The sequence below is a fragment of the Allorhizobium sp. Av2 genome (assembly GCF_021462805.2).
Classification (GTDB): Bacteria; Pseudomonadota; Alphaproteobacteria; order Rhizobiales; family Rhizobiaceae; genus Allorhizobium; species Allorhizobium vitis_G.
Window position 1 is genome coordinate 283823 of record NZ_CP192696.1, and the last position, 20086, is coordinate 303908.

General features: G+C 55.8%; 22 protein-coding genes. 17 read left to right on the forward strand and 5 right to left on the reverse strand.

Annotated elements, in window-relative coordinates; genetic code table 11:
* Window positions 1–3 precede the first annotated feature (3 nt).
* From flhB to motA, 5 genes are all read right to left on the reverse strand, one after another.
* Window positions 4–1089 (reverse strand): flagellar biosynthesis protein FlhB, encoded by a 1086-nt coding sequence (gene flhB / locus FS819_RS01360; protein WP_156548654.1) that lies wholly within the window; start codon window positions 1087–1089, stop codon window positions 4–6.
* Window positions 1090–1358: 269 nt separating this feature from the next.
* Window positions 1359–2402 (reverse strand): flagellar motor switch protein FliG, encoded by a 1044-nt coding sequence (gene fliG, locus FS819_RS01365; RefSeq protein ID WP_156629831.1) that lies wholly within the window; start codon window positions 2400–2402, stop codon window positions 1359–1361.
* Between the two features lie 29 nt (window positions 2403–2431).
* On the reverse strand, window positions 2432–3079 hold the full coding sequence (gene fliN, locus FS819_RS01370) for a flagellar motor switch protein FliN (RefSeq protein ID WP_070163538.1): 648 nt from the start codon (window positions 3077–3079) through the stop codon (window positions 2432–2434).
* Between the two features lie 63 nt (window positions 3080–3142).
* On the reverse strand, window positions 3143–4102 hold the full coding sequence (locus FS819_RS01375) for a FliM/FliN family flagellar motor switch protein (RefSeq protein WP_156548652.1): 960 nt from the start codon (window positions 4100–4102) through the stop codon (window positions 3143–3145).
* Window positions 4099–4974, reverse strand: coding sequence for a flagellar motor stator protein MotA (motA, locus tag FS819_RS01380; protein WP_015914940.1), 876 nt, complete (start codon window positions 4972–4974; stop codon window positions 4099–4101). Before motA ends, FS819_RS01375 begins: the two co-directional genes overlap by 4 nt.
* 423 nt (window positions 4975–5397) lie before the next feature.
* Between motA and flgF the strand changes: the two genes are divergently transcribed.
* The 17 genes from flgF (at window position 5398) to FS819_RS01465 (ending at window position 19841) form a co-directional block, all read left to right on the forward strand.
* Window positions 5398–6132 carry a flagellar basal-body rod protein FlgF gene (gene flgF, locus FS819_RS01385; protein WP_015914941.1) on the forward strand — a complete coding sequence of 245 codons (735 nt, stop codon included), beginning with the start codon at window positions 5398–5400 and terminating at the stop codon, window positions 6130–6132.
* 73 nt (window positions 6133–6205) lie between these two features.
* On the forward strand, window positions 6206–7549 hold the full coding sequence (gene fliI / locus FS819_RS01390) for a flagellar protein export ATPase FliI (RefSeq protein WP_233741248.1): 1344 nt from the start codon (window positions 6206–6208) through the stop codon (window positions 7547–7549).
* Window positions 7530–8102: a flagellar protein gene (locus FS819_RS01395; protein WP_081088894.1), complete on the forward strand. Its 573-nt coding sequence runs from the start codon at window positions 7530–7532 to the stop codon at window positions 8100–8102. The genes fliI and FS819_RS01395 overlap by 20 nt, the downstream gene beginning before the upstream one ends.
* 289 nt (window positions 8103–8391) lie before the next feature.
* Window positions 8392–8784, forward strand: coding sequence for a flagellar basal body rod protein FlgB (gene flgB / locus FS819_RS01400; RefSeq protein ID WP_015914944.1), 393 nt, complete (start codon window positions 8392–8394; stop codon window positions 8782–8784).
* Window positions 8785–8787: 3 nt separating this feature from the next.
* The gene (gene flgC, locus FS819_RS01405) at window positions 8788–9225 is read left to right on the forward strand and encodes a flagellar basal body rod protein FlgC (protein ID WP_070163542.1); all 438 of its coding nucleotides are present in this window, start codon (window positions 8788–8790) and stop codon (window positions 9223–9225) included.
* Window positions 9222–9596, forward strand: coding sequence for a flagellar hook-basal body complex protein FliE (gene fliE, locus FS819_RS01410; protein WP_070163543.1), 375 nt, complete (start codon window positions 9222–9224; stop codon window positions 9594–9596). The genes flgC and fliE overlap by 4 nt, the downstream gene beginning before the upstream one ends.
* Before the next feature lie 18 nt (window positions 9597–9614).
* Window positions 9615–10406: a flagellar basal-body rod protein FlgG gene (gene flgG / locus FS819_RS01415; RefSeq protein WP_015914947.1), complete on the forward strand. Its 792-nt coding sequence runs from the start codon at window positions 9615–9617 to the stop codon at window positions 10404–10406.
* Window positions 10407–10423: 17 nt separating this feature from the next.
* The gene (gene flgA / locus FS819_RS01420) at window positions 10424–10903 is read left to right on the forward strand and encodes a flagellar basal body P-ring formation chaperone FlgA (RefSeq protein ID WP_234624951.1); all 480 of its coding nucleotides are present in this window, start codon (window positions 10424–10426) and stop codon (window positions 10901–10903) included.
* Window positions 10900–12015: a flagellar basal body P-ring protein FlgI gene (locus tag FS819_RS01425; RefSeq protein WP_156548650.1), complete on the forward strand. Its 1116-nt coding sequence runs from the start codon at window positions 10900–10902 to the stop codon at window positions 12013–12015. Before flgA ends, FS819_RS01425 begins: the two co-directional genes overlap by 4 nt.
* Entirely contained in the window at window positions 12012–12581 is a 570-nt protein-coding gene (locus FS819_RS01430) for a MotE family protein (RefSeq protein WP_156548648.1), read from the forward strand. Before FS819_RS01425 ends, FS819_RS01430 begins: the two co-directional genes overlap by 4 nt.
* A gap of 23 nt (window positions 12582–12604) precedes the next feature.
* Window positions 12605–13291, forward strand: coding sequence for a flagellar basal body L-ring protein FlgH (gene flgH / locus FS819_RS01435; protein WP_409050061.1), 687 nt, complete (start codon window positions 12605–12607; stop codon window positions 13289–13291).
* Window positions 13292–13374: 83 nt separating this feature from the next.
* Window positions 13375–13893, forward strand: coding sequence for a flagellar basal body-associated FliL family protein (locus FS819_RS01440; RefSeq protein WP_156548646.1), 519 nt, complete (start codon window positions 13375–13377; stop codon window positions 13891–13893).
* On the forward strand, window positions 13890–14627 hold the full coding sequence (gene fliP, locus FS819_RS01445; RefSeq protein WP_060716404.1) for a flagellar type III secretion system pore protein FliP: 738 nt from the start codon (window positions 13890–13892) through the stop codon (window positions 14625–14627). The genes FS819_RS01440 and fliP overlap by 4 nt, the downstream gene beginning before the upstream one ends.
* Window positions 14628–14891: 264 nt before the next feature.
* A complete protein-coding gene (locus tag FS819_RS01450) occupies window positions 14892–15857 on the forward strand; it encodes a flagellin N-terminal helical domain-containing protein (RefSeq protein WP_156548644.1) in 966 nt (321 codons plus the stop codon).
* A 287-nt stretch (window positions 15858–16144) separates the two neighbouring features.
* Window positions 16145–17110: a flagellin N-terminal helical domain-containing protein gene (locus FS819_RS01455; protein WP_156629832.1), complete on the forward strand. Its 966-nt coding sequence runs from the start codon at window positions 16145–16147 to the stop codon at window positions 17108–17110.
* A 388-nt stretch (window positions 17111–17498) separates the two neighbouring features.
* Complete coding sequence (locus FS819_RS01460; protein ID WP_156548642.1) at window positions 17499–18464, forward strand: flagellin N-terminal helical domain-containing protein; 966 nt, start codon at window positions 17499–17501, stop codon at window positions 18462–18464.
* A 411-nt stretch (window positions 18465–18875) separates the two neighbouring features.
* Entirely contained in the window at window positions 18876–19841 is a 966-nt protein-coding gene (locus FS819_RS01465; protein WP_156548640.1) for a flagellin N-terminal helical domain-containing protein, read from the forward strand.
* The last annotated feature ends 245 nt before the right edge of the window (window positions 19842–20086 follow it).

The window sequence follows — 20086 nt, forward strand, 5'->3', positions numbered from 1 at the left end:
TCTTTAGCGTAACCGCCTCTTGTTCTTGCTGTCGGCAGCGTATAGTCTTTGTACTATCTCCGCGACGGCCTTGTAAAATATCGGTGGGATGACACTATCCACCGAGACTTGCGCAAACATGGAGCGGGCGAGCGGCGGATCCTCGAAAATCGGGATATTATTTTCCTCGGCGATTTCGCGAATCTTCAATGCAATCAGATCCTGACCCTTGGCAAGCACGATCGGTGCTTCCATTTCGGTGCGCACATAGCGCAGGGCCACGGCGAAATGGGTGGGATTGGTGATGATCATCGTGGCGCGCGGCACGTTGTTCATCATACGGCGACGGGCTTGGTCGCGCTGGGCGGAACGCTGGCGTGCCTTGACGACCGGGTCGCCCTGGGATTGCTTGTGTTCGTCCTTCACTTCCTGCCGGGTCATGCGCAGTTTTTGATACCAGTTGTATCGCTGCCATCCGAGGTCCATCACCGTCAGCAGGCCGGTGGCAAATAGCACGATAATCAGCATTTCCTGGACGATATCGGAAAGCTTGACGAAAATGATTTGCGGATCGGACAGCATGGCATCCAAAGTGCCGAAATACTGGCCGCGCATTGAAACGAACATAATGATCGCGACGACGATGATCTTGAACAGCGACTTGCCGAATTCCACGAAGCCCATGACCGAAAACATCCGCCCTATTCCGCCGATGAGCGATAAGCGTTCCATCTTTGGGGTAATGCGATCAAGAACGAAGCTTGGCATGTGCTGGGCAAAGGACTGGGTGAGGCCAAACAGCATGAACAGTAGCAGGGCCGGACCAAGCATGGCGGCCATCGACCAACCCAGATGCACGAACAGGGAAATCACATCTGTGCCGGTGCCGATGATCCACTGATCCGGCTTTTCCATCAGGTCGCGCAGGGTCTGGTACAGTGTAGAGACGCCCTGGGGCATGAAAAACACGAAATAGACATAGAAGGCCAGAGTCGTCGCAAACAACGGTGCTTCGCGCGAGATCGGCAAGTTACCGTGCTCTGCCGCGTCCCGCATCTTTTTCTCGGACGGGCTCTCGGTTTTACTTTCCTGGTCCTCATCATCTGCCATGTCGGGACCTCGGTCGGTTGATTACAGCCTTAAGCACCTTAAGCGATGCATCAAGGAATTATAATGGGAGTCTGCATGCCAGTTTCCGGCGCTGTAGCAACGCGTATTTTATAAAACGCGCAAAGGCCGGAGCGGAAAGCTTAACGCTCTCTATTCCGGCCTTCAACTCTTTCAGTCCATTCGGATCGCTGGGTCGCGGTCTTGTCAACAGTGGCGTGCAGGCTGCGCCATGAAACATGGTCACGCCCTCCATGCCAGCCTGTGCAGCGTCAGGCAGCAGCCGTATCCTTGTCGCCTTCCGGTTCCTTGAGCTGGATCTGGCCGGAATTGGCAAGGCGGATAGCTTCCTGCGCGACAGCACGTCTGGCAATGGCGATTTCCCGCGGATTGATTCCGACCGTTCCGGCTTGCAGATCCGATTCGATCATGCGACGCGAGCGCGGGCTGATGGCCGAAAGCACGCATTCTCGGATCTCGTTGGAGGCACCGCGCAGCGCCATGGTGAGAATGTCGCCGGAAATATCGTTGAGCAACATGACCCTGCTGCGCTGTGGCATGACCAGCAGATCCTCGAACAGGAAGATCTTCGGACGGACCTTGGTGGCGGATTCCTTGCTGATCGATTCGAGCGATTCCAGCAGGGTATCGACCTGCGGCTTTTCCAACTCGTTCATCAGTTCGGCCACCTTGGCGGTGCCCACCGAATTGCGTTCCGCGTCGATCTCGCTGATCAGTTCCACCACACGGTTCTCGATGATCTGAGCGGCCTGCGGGCTGACATTCTTCAGGTTGACCGTACGGTACATGATGTCGGCGCGACGGCTGTCCGGCAGCTTGATCAGCACCTTGGCGCCGAAGGAGGAGGGCAGCATAGACAGGATATAGGCAACCGTCTGCGGATGCTCGCGCAAGAGGAACTGAGCAATGAAATCGGGGTCTGCGTCCTGCAAACGGTCCCAGATCGAGGTCTCGAACGCCTGGAAGGCTGTGCGCCGGCCAAGCAGGCCGTCAACTTCTTCCGGCGTCAGGCCTTCCTCGAGGATTTCCTCGATGGCCTTGGCGTTGTCCATCAGACCTGCACCTTCGGTGAACAGGTCCTCGAATTCGCCAACCAGTTCGGCCAGTTCGTCCGGTGGAATGGTTCTGAGCGTCTGGGCCGAATTGATGATCATCTGCAGTTCGGCCTGCGTGAAATATTTCAGCAGCTTTCCCGCCACGCCTTTGCCCATGGCCAACAGCACGGCGGCTGCCTTGTCGGCCTGGCTCAATGGCTTGCCCGCTACCGGCCCGCCGAAATCGTCAAAGTCCATCATGGTCTTTCCTCTCTGGCCCGTTCATGGGGTCAGGACGTCTTGGTGCTCATAACTTCGATCAATTTCACACCGAATCGCGTATCGTCATTCTCGAGAACTGTAATCTCTCCGCGGGCAATCCGTCGACCGTTAACCATGATCTCCACAGGTTCACCGATCTTTTTATCTAACGCTATGATTGCGCCCTCTTCAAGATTCATCAAGCCCGAAACCGGCATACGGCTGGAACCGAGTACGATCTGAACATCGATCGGGATATCCATGATCAGGTCGAGATTGGAATCCAGAGCGCTGCCCGGCGCCTGATGTGCCGGTGCGGCATCGAAGCTGCCCCCACCACCTAAGGCGCTGCCGCCGAAGTCGCCCCCGCCAAAATCTCCACCACCGAAATCGCCACCGCCGAGATCGCTGCCGCCAAAGTCGCTGGTGCCGAAATCACTGGCTCCGGTGGCTGCGCCGCCGCCGAAATCGCTTTCGAAATCGGAAAGGCCGCCAGCGGCATCGCCGAAGTCACCGCCTGAGGCATCCCCGAAGTCGGCGCCGATATCCGGCAGGCCGCCATCGCTATCGCTTTTCAAGACCCCGCGTAGGTCATCGATTGCCTGATCGAGATCGGCATCGCCCAATGGCATCGCCAGGGCATCATCATCTTTTACAGGTGTTTTTTTCGTAGCCATGCAAATACTATTCCCTTTGAAACTTGCCTCAACCTGCTGCCATGGGTGCAGCAGGGAAAATTGTCATCTCATGAGATGACGTAAAAGCTCACTATCTGTACTGTGCATCGACTTCACCCGGACGGTGTAGTGATCGCCGGCGCGTCCGAATTCGCAGGTATAAAGGTCGCGCCCGTTGGCGCTGACATCGACTGTCACATCGCCCTTTTCGAGAAAGGGAATCACATCGCCAGCCGCAAGCTTGGAAACCGTCAACAGGCTCAGAGATTGCAGGCTGATACGGCCTTCCAGAGTGACCTGGCTCTTGCGCACCTGTTCCGCCAGCTGCTCGGCCCATTCTTTGCGGGCTTTGGAGACCTGGTTTTTCGATTTTGGCGCCGTGACATTGGTCTTTAAAAGGGTTTTCTGCGGAATGATCAGGGCGAAATCGGAGATGATCTTGCCCAGCTTGATGCTCATATGCACCAGGGCGCCGAATTCCTCGATCTGTTCGCCATCCTGTCTCAGACGGTTTTCCCAATTGTGCGGACGCTCGAAAATCGGTTCAAAGCCCCCGGTCGCATTGACGCCGGAGCGCAGCACATTGGCGATCCGTTCAAAAACCATCACCGCCAGATCGAGTTCGATATTCGACAGCGGCCGTTTGATCGGTTCGCCGATAAATTCCTGCATGCCGCCCAGCAGGGTTTCCATCAGGGTGATGACGAAACCGTTGCCGCAAGCCATGACGAAATTTGGCGACCAGTTGCGCAGCGATGTATCGGCCAGCACGAAATTATCGCCGAGACCGACGACCAGATCGCGCATCAGGCCGCTTTTGAAACCGAGATAACCGACTTCGATGGTCAGATTGGTTTCGCTGTGAAAAACGTCCGGCAGGAACTCGCTATAGAGTTGGCCGAAATCCTGGCAAAGCTTTTCGACGGATTTCATATCGCCAAGGCCGCCGGTAAGACGAGCAAGCAAGGCGTGATCCATTGGTTTTGGCAGGGATTGGGGCTGGGCGGTTTCGCTCATGGTCATGCAGCCTTCTCGTTACCGCCGCCTGGATTCATCATTTCCTGCTCTACGGCATCGATGGACGGACGCTCATAGGAGGAAATGGTCTTGCGGCCATATTCAAGTGCAACCTGCGGAACCGAACCGTTCATATAGGCAAGCAGTGTCTGCTTGACGATGATATACAGGCGGTGCTGCTTGGTGCGGACGATCTTGATTTGCGAGGTCAGCGGATTGCAGACCGAGTAGGACAAGAAGATACCCAACATCGTGCCTACCAGGGCAGCGCCGATCAGGCCGCCAAGAACTTCGGGCGATTCGTTGATCTTGCCCATGGCCTTGATAACCCCGAGAACCGCCGCCACGATACCAATGGCTGGGAAGCTGTCTCCCATCGCGGTGATGGCGTGGTAGGGTTTCATCTTATCGTGCAGGATGGTGTTGATTTCCTCGTCCATCAAGGCCTCGATCTCATGGCTGCGGGCATTGCCGATGATGATCAGGCGGACATAGTCGCAGATGAAGGATGTGAGTTCCTTGTTTTTCAGAAGATTGGGCGCGGTCTGGAAGATCGAGGATTCCTCAGGATTATCGATATGGGCCTCAATCTCGTTACGTGACTTGGTGCGCAGGTCGCGCATCAGCGAGTAGAGAACACCGAGAACATCCAGATAGGCTCGCTCCTTGGGGACGGCGTGCTTGAACGCTTCACCCAGCGCCTTGCCGGAATCCTTGACGATTTTCATCGGGTTGGCCATCACGAAACCACCCAGGCCGGCGCCGCCGATGATCAGCAATTCGAAAGGCTGTATCAGCACGTTCAGATGGCCGCCCATGGCCATGAAGCCGCCAAGGATACAGCCCACGGTAATAACGAATCCGATGATAATATTCATATTGCGCCTGCATCCGCACGTTTCTCTTCACTTCAACCGATAGGCAGCCTGCCTTGCGTGAGGCTGATGGGTGTGAGGCTAATGGGCATGAGGAAGATGATCTTGGTTGCGTATCAGGGGCCCGCCGCCATTACCGGCCCGTTGCCATCACCGGATTGGGTCCCTGCCCATTATGCTTGTCTGAGGCGAGTTTACGTATTGCTGACGGGTTTGCATCCAGACAGTTTCGCGCAAGCATTTGCGCGCATGAATAGGGTCAATGAACGGTAAACCACGTTCCATGATGGAAGGCGAGCAACCGTGACGGACCGCAAAAAACACGCTGTACCCCGAAGCAGAATGATCCTGCGTGACGGAACAATGGCGGTGGACGTCAGGCCTGCTGGTCTTGGTTACGAACTCAAGGCTTGGAGGTAACTCTTAATGCAATCCGGCATGTATGTATCCCTGTCGTCGCAACGGGCGCTCGACAAACGTCTCACCACCATCGCCGACAACATGGCGAATGTGAATACGGTCGGCTTTCGCGGCACCGAGGTGAAATTTGACGAGGTGGTCAGCCGCACCGGCAACGATCAGAATGCCAAGATCGCATTTGTTTCTCAGGGCAACGATTATCTGAATACCCAATCCGGCGAAATGCTGCAAACCGGCGGTACCTTGGATTTTGCCGTCAAGGGCGACGCCTGGTTCAGCATTGATACGCCGGCCGGCCCGGCCCTGACCCGGGACGGTCGTTTTACCATGACCTCCACCGGTCAGTTGGTCTCGGTGCGCGGCTATTCTGTTCTGGATGCCGGTGGCGGACCTATTCAGCTCGATCCCAATGGCGGTGAGCCGCATGTTGGCGCCGACGGCACGATCAACCAGAACGGCCGCCAGATCAGCCAGATCGGCCTTTTCACGGCGGATATTTCCAAGGGCTATCTGCGCACCGAAAATAGTGGCGTTATCACCACCGACCGGCCGCAGGCCGTCGTCGATGATGCGACAATCGGCGTCATGCAGGGTTATGTCGAGCAATCCAACGTCAACGGCATCAGCCAGATGACGCAGCTTATTCAGGTCAGCCGCGCTTTCGAAAGCATTTCGGCATCGATGAGCCAGACTGAAAACAGCATGAGCGAAACGATCAAGACGCTGGGTGGCAGCAAATGACCGGTAACTGGATCGTCTTCCCATGACTGTTGAATTCACCCCCCGGATCGACAGGAATACCCAGCTGGACGCCATGGCGGCCATTGCCAAGCGGTATGCTACCTCGGATTATTCCGTCGCCCATGGCGGGCATGTCCGCACCATTGCCGCTGGCCATTACACGGTTACGGGTCTGTCGCGCCATTTGCATCTGGGCGATTTTGTTGCCCATCGCAGTCCAACCGGCATTCACCTGGGCGAAGTGGTGCGGGTCGAGCCTGATCTCGCCTATGTTTGCCCTATCGAGCCGGGCGAGCCGATTGCCATTGGCGACACGGTGATCCGCAAGGGTGCCTTCCGGGTCGCCGCGCAGGATAGCTGGTGTGGCCGCACGCTCAATGCACTGGGTGATCCGATCGACGGGCTGGGTCCGGTCATGCCCGGCCTGGTGCGTCGCTCTATTGCTAATACCGCACCCTCCTCCATGGGGCGCAAACGGGTAGAGACCGGTTTTCGCACGGGAGTGAAGGCGGTCGATATTTTCTCGCCGCTTTGCCTTGGACAGCGGCTCGGGATTTTCGCCGGCTCAGGCGTCGGTAAATCGACGCTGTTGTCCATGCTGGCCAAGGCCGATGCCTTTGACAAAGTGGTGATTGCGCTGGTCGGCGAACGTGGCCGCGAAGTGCGCGAATTCATCGAAGATACCCTGGGCGACAACATGGCCAAGACCGTGGCGATTGTGGCGACCAGTGACGAGAGCCCGATGCTGCGCAAGATGGCGCCTTTGACAGCGATTACCGTTGCCGAGCATTTTCGTGACCAGGGCGACAATGTCCTGTTCATCGCCGACAGCATTACCCGTTTCGCCCATGCCATTCGCGAAGTGGCGACAGCAGCCGGCGAACCACCGATTGCTCGTGGATTTCCCGCCTCGGTGTTTACCGAGCTGCCCAAGCTTCTGGAGCGTGCCGGTCCTGGCGAAGAGGGAACAGGGACGATCACGGCGATCATTTCGATCCTCGTCGATGGTGACAATCACAACGACCCGATTGCCGACTGTACCCGCGGTATTCTCGATGGCCACATCGTGCTGGACCGCAGCCTGGCCGAAGAAGGACGCTATCCGCCGATCAATCCACTGGCCTCGATTTCGCGTTTGGCGCGCAAGGCCTGGACGCCGGACCAGGAAAAGCTCGTATCGCGCCTGAAGACTTTGATCCACCGTTTCGAGGAAACGCGCGACTTGCGGTTGATTGGCGGTTACCGCGCCGGCAGCGATCCCGATCTCGATATGGCGATCAAGCAGGTTCCGATCCTTTACGAAGTGCTGAAGCAAACCCCCTCCGACAGGGCTGTCGTCGATGCCTATGCCGACCTCGCCCATGCCCTGAAGGCGGCCAATAATTCTGGAAACAGCAATGCAAGATCAAGAGCATGATCCATTAGACAGCGATGCCGACGAGGTGGTTCGGCCTCGCGCACCTCGCCGGTCGGGCGCATCATCGGTGGACAGGATGTTGGCGGCGGCTGGCGTCGTGCTGGCGTGCAGCGCGGCGATGTTTCCGTGGTATGTGTTTTTCAATCCCGATAAATTCGGCATTCATGTCGAGCCGATGGACCGGACCCGTGACCTGCCGCAGGTCGATGCGCGCAATGTATTCAGCGTCTCTCCCATGGCGCTGGTGTCGCGCGAAGACCGCGAACAGAAAATTCCTGATAATCTCGATCCCCTGACCACGGCGACGGCGTCCGATATCGGGCGGAAAGATCCCGATGGTGAGCCGGTGAAGATCGAACAGCCCTTTCCCGGTGGCGGTTTCCGGCTGCTGCATGTCTCCAACGGTCGCGCCATGATCGAGGATGCCTCTGGCATGTTCATGGTCAAGATCGGCTCCGTCCTGCCCGACAATAGCCGGGTGGCGACACTGGAACAACGCAATGGAAAATGGGTGATCATCACCAGCACCGGCGCGATCTACGAAAATCAGTAGACCGGCCTTGCGCGTGCGGGCCGGGAGCGGGCACAAGCCTTGACTGACCGTCGCTTTCATCCCACATCCAGTGTGTTTTTCAAAGCCGCCTTTGGGCGGCTTTTTGCATTGGCATCTATGGCCGAAAATGCACTCGCCTGGTGACGAATCCTCGTTAAATATACAATTGTTTCATAATCTTAAATGGGATCTTAGGAAAAGTTAACGATTGTAGGAACGGTCGGTTTTGCGGTCAGTCCCACGCAAGATTACCGGCCTAATCTCCAGGGTGTAAATTGGAGAAAACTCTATGGAACCGATAAAGCTTTTTGATGTGGCATCACGGCAGGCCGAGTGGCTTTCCCTGCGCCAGGAAGTGATCGCCGGCAACATAGCCAATGCCAATACACCGAAATTCATGGCGAAGGACATCACGCCCTTCAATGCCATTCTGGACGTACGTCAGTTTGGTATGGCGCGGACCAATTCGAAGCATATGGCCTCGAGCGATCTGAATACCGATCTGGATGTCGATATCCGCGAGGCGCCTCTGAATGGCGAAATCGGCGTTCAGGTCTCGGGAAATTCGGTCGCGCTGGCCGATGAGATGACCAAGATGGGCGAGATCCAACGGCAGCACTCGCTCAACACTAACCTCGTCAGTAGTTTTAATCGCATGATGCTGATGACTGTAAAGGGGTAAACCATGGATTCCGTCACCGCGACAGATCCTCTCACCTCGGCCCTGAAAATTGCCGGCAGCGGACTGGATGTACAGTCCACCCGGCTCAGGATCGTTTCGGAAAATATTGCCAACGCCCAGAGCACCGGCGACACGCCCGGCGCCAATCCCTACCGGCGCAAGACGATCACCTTCGGGTCCGAAATGGACCGCGCCACAGGCACGGAAATCGTCAAGGTCAAGAAGCTTGGCTTCGACAAGTCGAAATTCACGGAAGAATACGATCCCAGCAATCCGGCTGCCGATGCCAAGGGCTACGTGAAAATGCCGAACGTGAACGTGCTGATCGAAATGGCCGACATGCGCGAAGCCAACCGCACCTATGAAGCCAATCTTCAGTCCGTCAAGCAGACACGTGACCTGATTACCTCGACCCTCGACCTGCTGAAGAGCTCACAATGATTGATTCCATTAGCAAAGTTGGCTCTCTCGTGCCATCGGGCATGACAGAGGACACCGACGCAACAAGCACGGCCTCGCTCGGCGGCACACATTCGCTCTTCAGCACGCAGACGGGCGTCACGGCGCAGAATGCGACACCGGGTACCGCAACGGGCATGAGCTTCAGCGATGTCGTCGGCGGCGTGATGAACGATGCGATGCAGAACCTGAAGACCGCTGAAAGCAACTCCCTCGACGGTATGCTCGGCAAGGTCAGCACCCGCGAAGTGGTCGATTCCGTCATGTCGGCGCAGAAATCCCTGCAAACGGCGATTGCGCTGCGCGACAAGCTGGTTTCGGCCTTCCTCGACATCACAAAAATGCAGATTTAACCTCAGGGATAGCAGCACATGAGAGCTCTCGCAATTGCCTCCACCGGCATGAATGCCCAGCAGACCAACCTCGAGGTCATTTCCAACAATATTGCCAATATCAATACGACCGGTTTCAAGAAGTCGCGCGCCGAGTTTTCGGACCTTCTTTATCAAACCGAAAAGGCTGTGGGCGTCGCAAACCGCGCCAACCAATCGACGGTGCCGGAAGGTGCCAATATCGGCCTCGGTGTGCAGACGGCAGCTGTGCGGACGATGAACGAGCAGGGCGAGTTGTCGGAGACCTCGAACGAACTGGACGTGGCCATCGTTGGACGCGGTTACCTCCAGGTGCAGAGCCCTGACGGAGCCACCACGTTCTACACTCGTGCCGGCGCCCTTAACAAGGATTCCGACGGCAATCTGGTGACGACCGAAGGCTATAAGATCATTCCAAACATCACCATCCCGACGGATGCGACCGAAGTGAAGATCAGCGAATCCGGTGAGGTCTCGGTTTTGCAGGGCGATTCCTCCACCTATACAACGCTTGGGCAGCTGGAAACGTCGGCTTTCGTCAATCCAGCTGGTTTGAAGGCTATCGGCGACAATCTGTTCCAGGAAACGGCTTCCTCCGGTAATCCGATCAACGGTGTGCCCGGCGACGCGGGCTATGGCTATCTGAAACAGGGCTATCTGGAGTCCTCGAACGTCGACTCGGTCACGGAAATCACCAGCTTGATTTCTGCCCAGCGCGCCTACGAGATGAATTCCAAGGTCATCACTACCGCCGACGAAATGGCGCAGATCGTTAGCAAGAACCTAAAGTAAACATCAAAGGGGCAAACATGATGTTTCGCCATATGAAGAGAATGTTCAGGCTGACAGGGGTGATCGTCATGGTCTTGGTGGCTTTCGCCGCTGCCCCGTCAGCGGCGCGGGATCGTTATGCGATCGTTCCGACGGACACCATCTATCCAGGCGAAGCGATTTCGTCCAACAAACTGGATCGGGTTCAGGTGACCAATCCCAATCTTGCCGGCGGCTTTGCCTCTGACATGGCGGATGTGGTCGGCATGCTCTCGACCAAGACACTGCTGCCCGGTCGCACTATTCCGTTGGCGACGCTGAAACGCCCCTATGCGGTGATCCGCGGATCGCAGCTGCGGCTGATCTTCAATATCGGCAACCTCACCATTTCTGCGTCGGGCAGCCCGATGGACGATGCGAATGTCGGCGACGTCATCCGCGTCCGTAATCTCGATTCCGGCCAGATCGTCAGCGGAACGGTTATGGGCGATGGCACTGTGCAGGTGATGGCAAAATGAGTATCCGGGTTCTGCTTTTCTCGATTTTCACCGGCTTCCTTCTGGCGGCTGCCGCTCCTGCCTTGGCGCAGGGTTCGCGCATCAAGGACGTTGCCTCCCTCCAGGCCGGCCGTGATAACCAGTTGATCGGTTATGGTCTCGTCGTTGGTCTGCAAAGCACCGGCGACAGTCTTCGTTCCTCGCCTTTCACCGACCAGTCCATGCGCGCCATGCTCCAGAATCTGGGGATCTCCACCCAAGGCGGTCAGTCCTCGGCCAAGAATGTCGCCGCTGTCATGGTTACCGCCACCCTTCCGCCCTTCGGCAGCCCTGGCAGTCGTATCGACGCCACGGTCAGTTCATTGGGGGATGCCACGTCCTTGCGCGGCGGTACGCTGATCATGACCTCGCTTTCTGGCGCCGATGGCCAGATCTACGCCGTTGCCCAAGGGTCGGTGGTGGTTTCTGGCTTTACCGCCCAGGGTCAGGCGGCCACGGTGACCGAAGGCGTCACCACCTCCGGCCGTGTCCCGAATGGCGCGATCATCGAGCGCGAACTTCCGTCCAAATTCAAGGATTCGGTCAATCTCGTGCTGCAATTGCGCAATCCGGATTTTTCGACGTCGCTCGGCATGGCGCGGCGTATCAACAATTATGCCACCGCCACCTACGGCGCTCCGATTGCCGAGGCACGCGACAGCCAGGAAGTGGTGATCCAGAAACCGCGTACGGCGGACTTGGCGCAATTGATGGCCGATATCGAAAACCTTGTCGTGGAGACCGATACGCCAGCCAAGGTGGTGATCAATGAGCGCACAGGAACCATCGTCATCGGTGCCGACGTGCGTGTCTCCAAGGTCGCTGTCAGCTACGGCACGCTGACGGTGCAGGTCAACGAGACCCCTCAGGTCATTCAACCGCAGCCCTTCTCCAGCGGCACGACGGCGACGCAACCGCAGACGGATATTTCCGCGCAGAAAACCGGTGACAAGGTTGCCATCGTCGATGGACCCGACCTGCGCACACTGGTGGCTGGCCTGAATAATATCGGCGTGAAGCCGGACGGTATCATCGCCATTCTGCAGGGCATCAAGTCGGCAGGGGCACTTCAAGCGGAGCTTGTCCTGCAATGAGATCTACAGCCTCCCTCGCAAACTCTGCCGCTTCAAGATATTCTGGTCTTGGCGCTTTGGCCCTGGCCTGCGCTGTTCTTGCTGTTTCGGCCCTGCCAGGCAGCGCCCAGCAGGCGGCCCCGGCGCGTGCCGCCAATACCGGCTCCACCGGCACGACCAGCGCCGATGACATCCAGCGTTTTTGCACCAACATTGCCGATCCGGCCCGCGACCAGCGCTATCTGCTGCAAAAGCAGGATCTGGAAAAACTGCAATCGGATGTCAATGACCGCATTGCCGTGTTGGAAGCGCGAAAGAGCGAATATCAGGACTGGTTGGCGCGCCGAAACGAGTTTCTGCAAAAGGCAGAAGCCGGTTTGACCGATGTCTACAAGAATATGAAGCCCGATGCCGCTGCCCCGCAGCTGGAAAAGGTCAATCCCCTTCTGGCCGCCGCGATCATCATGAAGCTTCCGGCCAAGCAATCCAGTTTGATTCTCAGCGAGATGGACCCCGAAAAAGCCGCGCTCGTCGCCGGCATCATGTCCAATGCCGCTGATCCTAATACCTCGAAGGAACCCACATGATAAAGCGTAGCGCTGTGGTTTTCATGGCCGTTATCCTCACCGGCTGTGGGAACAAGACATTGGAAGAAGTCGGCAATGCACCGGCCATGAGCCCGGTGGGCAGCGGCTTGCGTTACAATCAAGCTCCGCAGCTTGCCAGCTATCCAAAACAAACCAAGGCTGTCAGCAATGGCTATTCCCTCTGGAACGACAGCCAGGCAGCGCTTTTCAAGGATTCACGCGCCATCAATGTCGGGGATTTGCTGACCGTCAATATCTCGATTGCCGACAAGGCGAAGTTCAAGAACGACACATCGCGCAGCCGCAAGAACTCGACATCGCTGACATGGTCGACGGTGATCAACCTGTTCGGCATCAAGCCACCGGATTCTTCCGGCGACATGAGCACCGATTCGAATTCGAGTTCCGATGGCAAGGGATCGGTGGATCGGTCCGAAACACTGACCTTGATGGTGGCGGCTGTGGTGACCAGCATTCTTGAAAACGGCAATCTGCTGATCAGCGGTTCCCAGGAAGTGCGCGTCAACCACGAAGTCCGCATTCTGAATGTCGCGGGTATCGTGCGCCCGCAGGATGTTGATGCCAAGAACACCATTTCCTATGAGAAGATCGCAGAGGCCCGCATTTCCTACGGCGGCAAGGGACGTCTGACCGAAGTTCAGCAGCCGCCGGTCGGCCAGCAGGTCGTCGACATGTTCTCGCCGTTCTGACGGGGCGAAACACACTATTTATTTTGGCATGATCACTTTGGTTCCTGGTGATTTCAGGATCGTGCAGCAGGATGGAGACCACCATGGCAGATGCACCAGCGCTGGAAGGCCCTTCAAAAAAGGCCTCTCCCATTCTGCTCATCGCGGCGCTTGCTGGACTGACAGTGGTCGGTGGTGGTGCTGGCTGGCTGGTCGGCACCATGGTTGCGCCCAAGGTGAAGGTGGCGAAGGAAGAACAAAAGGCTACTGAAGAGCACGGGGGCAAGAAAAAGGAAGGCGAAAAAGAAGATACCGGCCTGCCGAAATTGCCAGCAGAGGCCAATGGAATTGTCCAGCTCGATCCTGTCACCACCAACCTTGCCTATCCCTCGGAAAGCTGGGTGCGGCTGGAAGTGGCTCTGGTCTTCAACGGTCCGGTCGATGCGAAACTGGCCGAAGATATCCATCAGGATTTGATGGCCTATATGCGCACGGTGTCCCTGCAACAGATCGAAGGCCCACGCGGTTTCGATTATTTGAAGGACGATCTGCGCGAGCGAGTTGACGTGCGGTCTGAAGGACGGGTATCGAAGCTTTTGTTTAGGACGTTTGTCATCGAATGATTCGAACCCTTATCTTGATCGCCGCGATGATAGCGGCCCCGGAACTGGCCCAGGCGCAGCAGCTTCCGTCAAACTTCCTGACAGCGCCGGTCGACGGATCCGTCGCGGCCTGGATTATCCGCACCTTCGGTCTTCTGACCGTTCTTTCGGTTGCTCCCGGCATCCTGATCATGGTGACGAGCTTTCCGCGCTTTGTGATCGCTTTTTCCATTCTGCGTTCCGGCATGGGCCTGTCCAGCACGCCGTCCAACATGATCCTGACCAGCCTTGCTCTGTTCATGACTTTTTATGTCATGACGCCAGTCATGGACCAGGCCTGGCGCGATGGTGTGCGTCCGCTTCTGGACAACCAGATTACCGAGGCCGAGGCTGTCCCCAGGATCGCCGAGCCTTTTCGGGGGTTCATGTCCAACAATACCCGCGAAAAAGACCTTAGGCTGTTTATTGATCTGGCCAATGAGCGCGGGCAGACGGCGGTCGTGGAAGGCAAGGTCGATTACCGGGTATTGATCCCGGCTTTCATGCTGTCGGAGATCCGGCGTGGCTTTGAAATCGGCTTCCTGATCATCCTGCCCTTTCTGGTCATCGACATGATCGTCTCTACCATCACCATGGCCATGGGCATGATGATGTTGCCGCCGACGTCGATTTCCCTGCCGTTCAAGATCCTGTTCTTCGTGCTTATCGATGGCTGGAACCTTCTGGTCGGCAGCCTGGTGCGCTCTTTTTCCTGAATCCAGATCGTCCCTAGAAATAGAGGGTTTATAAACCATAGAACAGTCTGTTTGCGACTTGCGCGCCCATCGTGAGCGCTTTTGGTGTTGTTAATGTTTCTTTTACCAATCCTGTTGAGCTAACCTTAAAGGCGTGCGTGGTTATGTGCTGATTAGAGGCGAGTTAAACAAACTCTCGTTAATTGACATGATGTCGATCGCTTCTGCCGGTATATAGTCCGGCATGTCCCTCTTTTGTATTGTGTAACCACAGGGACAGATCTGATGACAAGCATCATGACCAACAATTCGGCCATTTCGGCACTTTCCACTCTGCGCTCGATCAGCACGCAGATGGAGGACACGCAGAGCCGGATTTCTTCCGGCTATAAGGTCAAGGACGCATCCGATAACGCGGCCTATTGGTCGATAGCCACGACGATGCGTTCGGATAACAAGGCGATGTCTGCCGTGCAGGACGCGCTCGGCGTCGGCGCCGCCAAGACGGATACGGCCTATACCGGCATGGAAGCCGCTATCGATGTCGTCTCCGATATCAAGGCCAAGCTGGTTGCCGCTCGCGAACCAGGCGTGGACAAGGACAAGATCAACAAGGAGCTGGTCGAGCTGAAGAACCAGCTGAGCTCTGTTGCCAAGTCCGCGTCGTTCAATGGCGAGAACTGGCTGTATGACAACAGCGAAACCACTGGCACGACCCAGGAAATGGTTGGCTCCTTCGTCCGTGGCAACGACGGCAATGTGTCGATCAAGACGATCTCCTTCAATACATCCGATTCGATCCTGATCAATGACACGTCTGCTGAGGGTGGTTTGCTGACCAAGGCGACCGTCGCCACCTATGCCTATGGTACGACCACGTCCACAGCCACTTTTTATCTGATCAGCTCTGAAGGGTCTGTTGGTGCATCAGCTGGCACTGAGGTGACGTTGTCGTCAACGACCAGCGATGATGACATCGACGGAATGGTTGCCTCGGTGGACAAGATGCTGTCCAGCATGACAGATGCTGCGGCCACCATCGGTGCGACGAAGAGCCGGATCGAATCGCAGTCCAGCTTTGCAAAAGATCTCAGCGATACGATTGATGTCGGTATCGGCAAGCTCGTTGATGCGGACATGAACGAGGAATCGACCAAGCTGAAGGCGTTGCAGACGCAGCAGCAACTGGGCATCCAGGCGCTGTCGATCGCCAACTCCAGCACAGAGAACGTCTTGTCGCTCTTCCGCTAAGAGACGATATAGTCATTTCAATCCGAGAGGCCGGACTGCAAATCCGGCCTTTTTTTAATTTTTCGTTAACTTAACGATGTATTAACTAAGTAATATCGGAGTAAATTTATTTAAATTAATAAATAAATCCGTTATTAGGGCATTTTTAACTATATATGTTTTAAAACAGGCTATCGAAATCGGCGGGTTAACCTGTTAATTGAATGTTAATCGCATGAGGCGAGCCGAATTTCACCGGGGATAGCCCGGAATGTCCCTTCCTATGTGTCATTCAAGGGGCAAGGCCTATGACGAGTATTATGACGAACAACGCTGCGATTTCAGCACTTTCCACGCTGCGGTCGATCAGCTCCGATATGGACACCACCCAGAGCCGGATTTCCTCCGGTTATAAGGTCGAGAGCGCGTCGGACAACGCGGCCTATTGGTCGATAGCCACGACAATGCGCTCGGATAACAAGGCGCTTGGTGCTGTTGAGGACGCCATCGGCCTTGGTGCCGCCAAGACGGATACGGCCTATACCGGCATGGAAGCCGCTATCGATGTCGTCTCCGATATCAAGGCCAAGCTGGTTGCCGCTCGCGAACCGGGCGTGGACAAGGAAAAGATCAACAAGGAACTCGCTGAGCTGAAGAACCAGCTGAGCTCTGTTGCCAAGTCCGCGTCGTTCAATGGCGAGAACTGGCTGTATGACAACAGCGAAACCACTGGCACGACCCAGGAAATGGTTGGCTCCTTCGTCCGTGGCAACGACGGCAATGTGTCGATCAAGACGATCTCCTTCAATACATCCGATTCGATCCTGATCAATGACACGTCTGCTGAGGGTGGTTTGCTGACCAAGGCGACCGTCGCCACCTATGCCTATGGTACGACCACGTCCACAGCCACTTTTTATCTGATCAGCTCTGAAGGGTCTGTTGGTGCATCAGCTGGCACTGAGGTGACGTTGTCGTCAACGACCAGCGATGATGACATCGACGGAATGGTTGCCTCGGTGGACAAGATGCTGTCCAGCATGACAGATGCTGCGGCCACCATCGGTGCGACGACTTCGCGCCTGAAGTTGCAGGACAGCTTCATCAAGGACCTGAGCGATACGATCGACACCGGTGTGGGCCGTCTGGTGGATGCCGACATGAACGAGGAGTCGACCAAGCTGAAGGCGTTGCAGACGCAGCAGCAGCTGGGCATCCAGTCCCTGTCGATCGCCAATTCCAGCTCCGAAAATGTTATGTCGCTGTTCCGTTAAGCCTAGGGACGTCGAGAACAACCAAATGCATAGCCGGGCGGAAAGCCCGGCTATTTTGTTTTCTTGATCCGCAATGTGCCGCTGTACGATTTTGGATTGCACCTGTTTCTGATCAAACAGCCATATGACGCCCTCGGCCATGGTCGTACTTTTGAATGGAATTCCGCTTGCTGGTTATCGTTAAACGAATCACCATTTCATAAAATTTTTTGAATAATTTTTTCTCGTGATTTAGCAAGAATTAACCTAACTCGTTTTAAATAGAAACATCAAAACGACGGATTAATCTCTTGTTTAAAAAGATTAATGGCATGAAGCGGAGCCGTCGTTCGCCGGGAAGGAGCCCGGGATGTCCCTTCCGTTTCCAGTTCCATAAGGGGCAACGCCTATGACAAGTATTATGACGAACAATGCTGCGATTTCAGCACTTTCCACGCTGCGGTCGATCAGCTCCGATATGGAGACCACCCAGAGCCGGATTTCCTCCGGTTATAAGGTCGAGAGCGCGTCGGACAACGCGGCCTATTGGTCGATAGCCACGACAATGCGTTCGGATAACAAGGCGCTTGGTGCCGTTGAGGACGCCATCGGCCTTGGTGCTGCCAAGACGGATACGGCCTATACCGGCATGGAAGCCGCTATCGATGTCGTTACCGATATCAAGGCCAAGCTGGTTGCCGCTCGCGAACCGGGCGTGGACAAGGACAAGATCAACAAGGAACTGACCGAGCTGAAGAACCAGCTGGGCTCTGTTGCCAAGTCCGCGTCGTTCAATGGCGAGAACTGGCTGTATGACAACAGCGAAACCACTGGCACGACCCAGGAAATGGTTGGCTCCTTCGTCCGTGGCAACGACGGCAATGTGTCGATCAAGACGATCTCCTTCAATACATCCGATTCGATCCTGATCAATGACACGTCTGCTGAGGGTGGTTTGCTGACCAAGGCGACCGTCGCCACCTATGCCTATGGTACGACCACGTCCACAGCCACTTTTTATCTGATCAGCTCTGAAGGGTCTGTTGGTGCATCAGCTGGCACTGAGGTGACGTTGTCGTCAACGACCAGCGATGATGACATCGACGGAATGGTTGCCTCGGTGGACAAGATGCTGTCCAGCATGACAGATGCTGCGGCCACCATCGGTGCGACGACTTCGCGCCTGAAGTTGCAGGACAGCTTCATCAAGGACCTGAGCGATACGATCGACACCGGTGTGGGCCGTCTGGTGGATGCCGACATGAACGAGGAGTCGACCAAGCTGAAGGCGTTGCAGACGCAGCAGCAGCTGGGCATCCAGTCCCTGTCGATCGCCAACTCCAGCTCCGAAAACGTGCTGTCGCTGTTCCGTTAAGCCTAGGGACGTCGAGAACAACCAAATGCATAGCCGGGCGGAAAGCTCGGCTATTTTTTTAGGACCGAAAGCACCCTGGGAGGTTGGTCTATCGAACATGCCGGTTCCTGGAATTACAAAATTTCGTTCTTTGGGATGGCAGGTGGCGCGGTAATTCAAGTAATTGATAAGTAGAGAGAAAATTAATGCCCTGATCCTGAAAGATGGCTGGAGCATCTCCGTACGCCCTCGTTTTATGGTTAATATTTTTTTTAAATTTAGGTTTCGTTAACCATGATGGTGTTTTCTGTGCTCACGAAAGCACTGGGCCGGACAAGCAGATAGAGATCTGGCGGGCATGAAGCCGACCAATGTTGCCGGTCTTAATCCGGTCTGTCCCTTTCCAAAGCAATCACCTCAAGGGGCACTTTTATGACGAGCTTGATGACAAATACGGCTGCAATTTCAGCACTTTCGACCCTACGGTCGATTTCTGACGACATGAACTCGACGCAGAGCAGGGTCTCGTCCGGCTATAAGGTTGAGAACGCATCCGATAATGCGGCCTATTGGTCGATAGCCACGACAATGCGCTCGGATAACAAGGCGCTTGGTGCCGTTGAGGATGCCATCGGCCTTGGTGCTGCCAAGACGGATACCGCCTATACCGGCATGGAATCAGCGATCAACGTCGTTACCGATATCAAGGCCAAGCTGGTTGCCGCTCGCGAACCGGGCGTAGACAAGGACAAGATCAACAAGGAGCTGGTCGAGCTGAAGAACCAGCTGAGCTCTGTTGCCAAGTCTGCGTCGTTCAATGGCGAGAACTGGCTGTATGACAACAGCGAAACCACTGGCACGACCCAGGAAATGGTCGGCTCCTTCATTCGTGGCGCTGATGGCAATGTGTCGATCAAGACGATCTCCTTCAATACGTCCGACTCGGTCCTGATCAATGACACGTCTGGTGAGGGTGGTTTGCTGACCAAGGCGACCGTCGCCACCTATGCCTATGGTACGACCACGTCCACAGCCACTTTTTTTCTGATCAAGTCTGAAGGGTCTGTTGGTGCTTCAGCTGGCACTGAGGTGACGTTGTCCTCGTCGACCAGCGATGATGACATCGACGGAATGGTTGCAGCAGTCGACAAGATGCTATCCAACATGACGGATGCGGCCTCGACCATTGGTGCGACGACCTCGCGCCTGAAGTTGCAGGATAGCTTCATCAAGAACCTGAGCGATACGATCGACACCGGTGTGGGCCGTCTGGTGGATGCCGACATGAACGAGGAGTCGACCAAGCTGAAGGCGTTGCAGACGCAGCAGCAGCTGGGCATCCAGTCCCTGTCGATTGCAAATTCCAATTCCGAAAGCATTCTGTCGCTGTTCAAATAACACGAGGGTTCGAAGGCCCTTACGCCTTCTTTGTCAAAAAAAACCTCCAAGCCGCAACAATGGCTTGGAGGTTGCACCAAGCCAGAGCCATCTACCGTTGGGAGGCCAGGAATGGTTCTTGCCCGATGTGTTGGACCCACGATGCTTATCAAAGCCGCAGCACCCGCTGCGGCTTTTTTCATGCGCGCTTTTCTTTGGTCTTGAAAAAATTAGGAATTCGTTTAGACCTATTAAAACTTTGATAA

What these genes read in the sequence shown, in the direction of transcription:
- flhB (WP_156548654.1), bottom strand. Translation starts at nt 1,089, where the DNA reads ATGGCAGATGATGAGGACCAGGAAAGTAAAACCGAGAGCCCGTCCGAG.
- fliG (WP_156629831.1), bottom strand. Translation starts at nt 2,402, where the DNA reads ATGATGGACTTTGACGATTTCGGCGGGCCGGTAGCGGGCAAGCCATTG.
- fliN (WP_070163538.1), bottom strand. Translation starts at nt 3,079, where the DNA reads ATGGCTACGAAAAAAACACCTGTAAAAGATGATGATGCCCTGGCGATG.
- FS819_RS01375 (WP_156548652.1), bottom strand. Translation starts at nt 4,102, where the DNA reads ATGACCATGAGCGAAACCGCCCAGCCCCAATCCCTGCCAAAACCAATG.
- motA (WP_015914940.1), bottom strand. Translation starts at nt 4,974, where the DNA reads ATGAATATTATCATCGGATTCGTTATTACCGTGGGCTGTATCCTTGGC.
- flgF (WP_015914941.1), top strand. Translation starts at nt 5,398, where the DNA reads ATGCAATCCGGCATGTATGTATCCCTGTCGTCGCAACGGGCGCTCGAC.
- fliI (WP_233741248.1), top strand. Translation starts at nt 6,206, where the DNA reads ATGGCGGCCATTGCCAAGCGGTATGCTACCTCGGATTATTCCGTCGCC.
- FS819_RS01395 (WP_081088894.1), top strand. Translation starts at nt 7,530, where the DNA reads ATGCAAGATCAAGAGCATGATCCATTAGACAGCGATGCCGACGAGGTG.
- flgB (WP_015914944.1), top strand. Translation starts at nt 8,392, where the DNA reads ATGGAACCGATAAAGCTTTTTGATGTGGCATCACGGCAGGCCGAGTGG.
- flgC (WP_070163542.1), top strand. Translation starts at nt 8,788, where the DNA reads ATGGATTCCGTCACCGCGACAGATCCTCTCACCTCGGCCCTGAAAATT.
- fliE (WP_070163543.1), top strand. Translation starts at nt 9,222, where the DNA reads ATGATTGATTCCATTAGCAAAGTTGGCTCTCTCGTGCCATCGGGCATG.
- flgG (WP_015914947.1), top strand. Translation starts at nt 9,615, where the DNA reads ATGAGAGCTCTCGCAATTGCCTCCACCGGCATGAATGCCCAGCAGACC.
- flgA (WP_234624951.1), top strand. Translation starts at nt 10,424, where the DNA reads ATGATGTTTCGCCATATGAAGAGAATGTTCAGGCTGACAGGGGTGATC.
- FS819_RS01425 (WP_156548650.1), top strand. Translation starts at nt 10,900, where the DNA reads ATGAGTATCCGGGTTCTGCTTTTCTCGATTTTCACCGGCTTCCTTCTG.
- FS819_RS01430 (WP_156548648.1), top strand. Translation starts at nt 12,012, where the DNA reads ATGAGATCTACAGCCTCCCTCGCAAACTCTGCCGCTTCAAGATATTCT.
- flgH (WP_409050061.1), top strand. Translation starts at nt 12,605, where the DNA reads ATGGCCGTTATCCTCACCGGCTGTGGGAACAAGACATTGGAAGAAGTC.
- FS819_RS01440 (WP_156548646.1), top strand. Translation starts at nt 13,375, where the DNA reads ATGGCAGATGCACCAGCGCTGGAAGGCCCTTCAAAAAAGGCCTCTCCC.
- fliP (WP_060716404.1), top strand. Translation starts at nt 13,890, where the DNA reads ATGATTCGAACCCTTATCTTGATCGCCGCGATGATAGCGGCCCCGGAA.
- FS819_RS01450 (WP_156548644.1), top strand. Translation starts at nt 14,892, where the DNA reads ATGACAAGCATCATGACCAACAATTCGGCCATTTCGGCACTTTCCACT.
- FS819_RS01455 (WP_156629832.1), top strand. Translation starts at nt 16,145, where the DNA reads ATGACGAGTATTATGACGAACAACGCTGCGATTTCAGCACTTTCCACG.
- FS819_RS01460 (WP_156548642.1), top strand. Translation starts at nt 17,499, where the DNA reads ATGACAAGTATTATGACGAACAATGCTGCGATTTCAGCACTTTCCACG.
- FS819_RS01465 (WP_156548640.1), top strand. Translation starts at nt 18,876, where the DNA reads ATGACGAGCTTGATGACAAATACGGCTGCAATTTCAGCACTTTCGACC.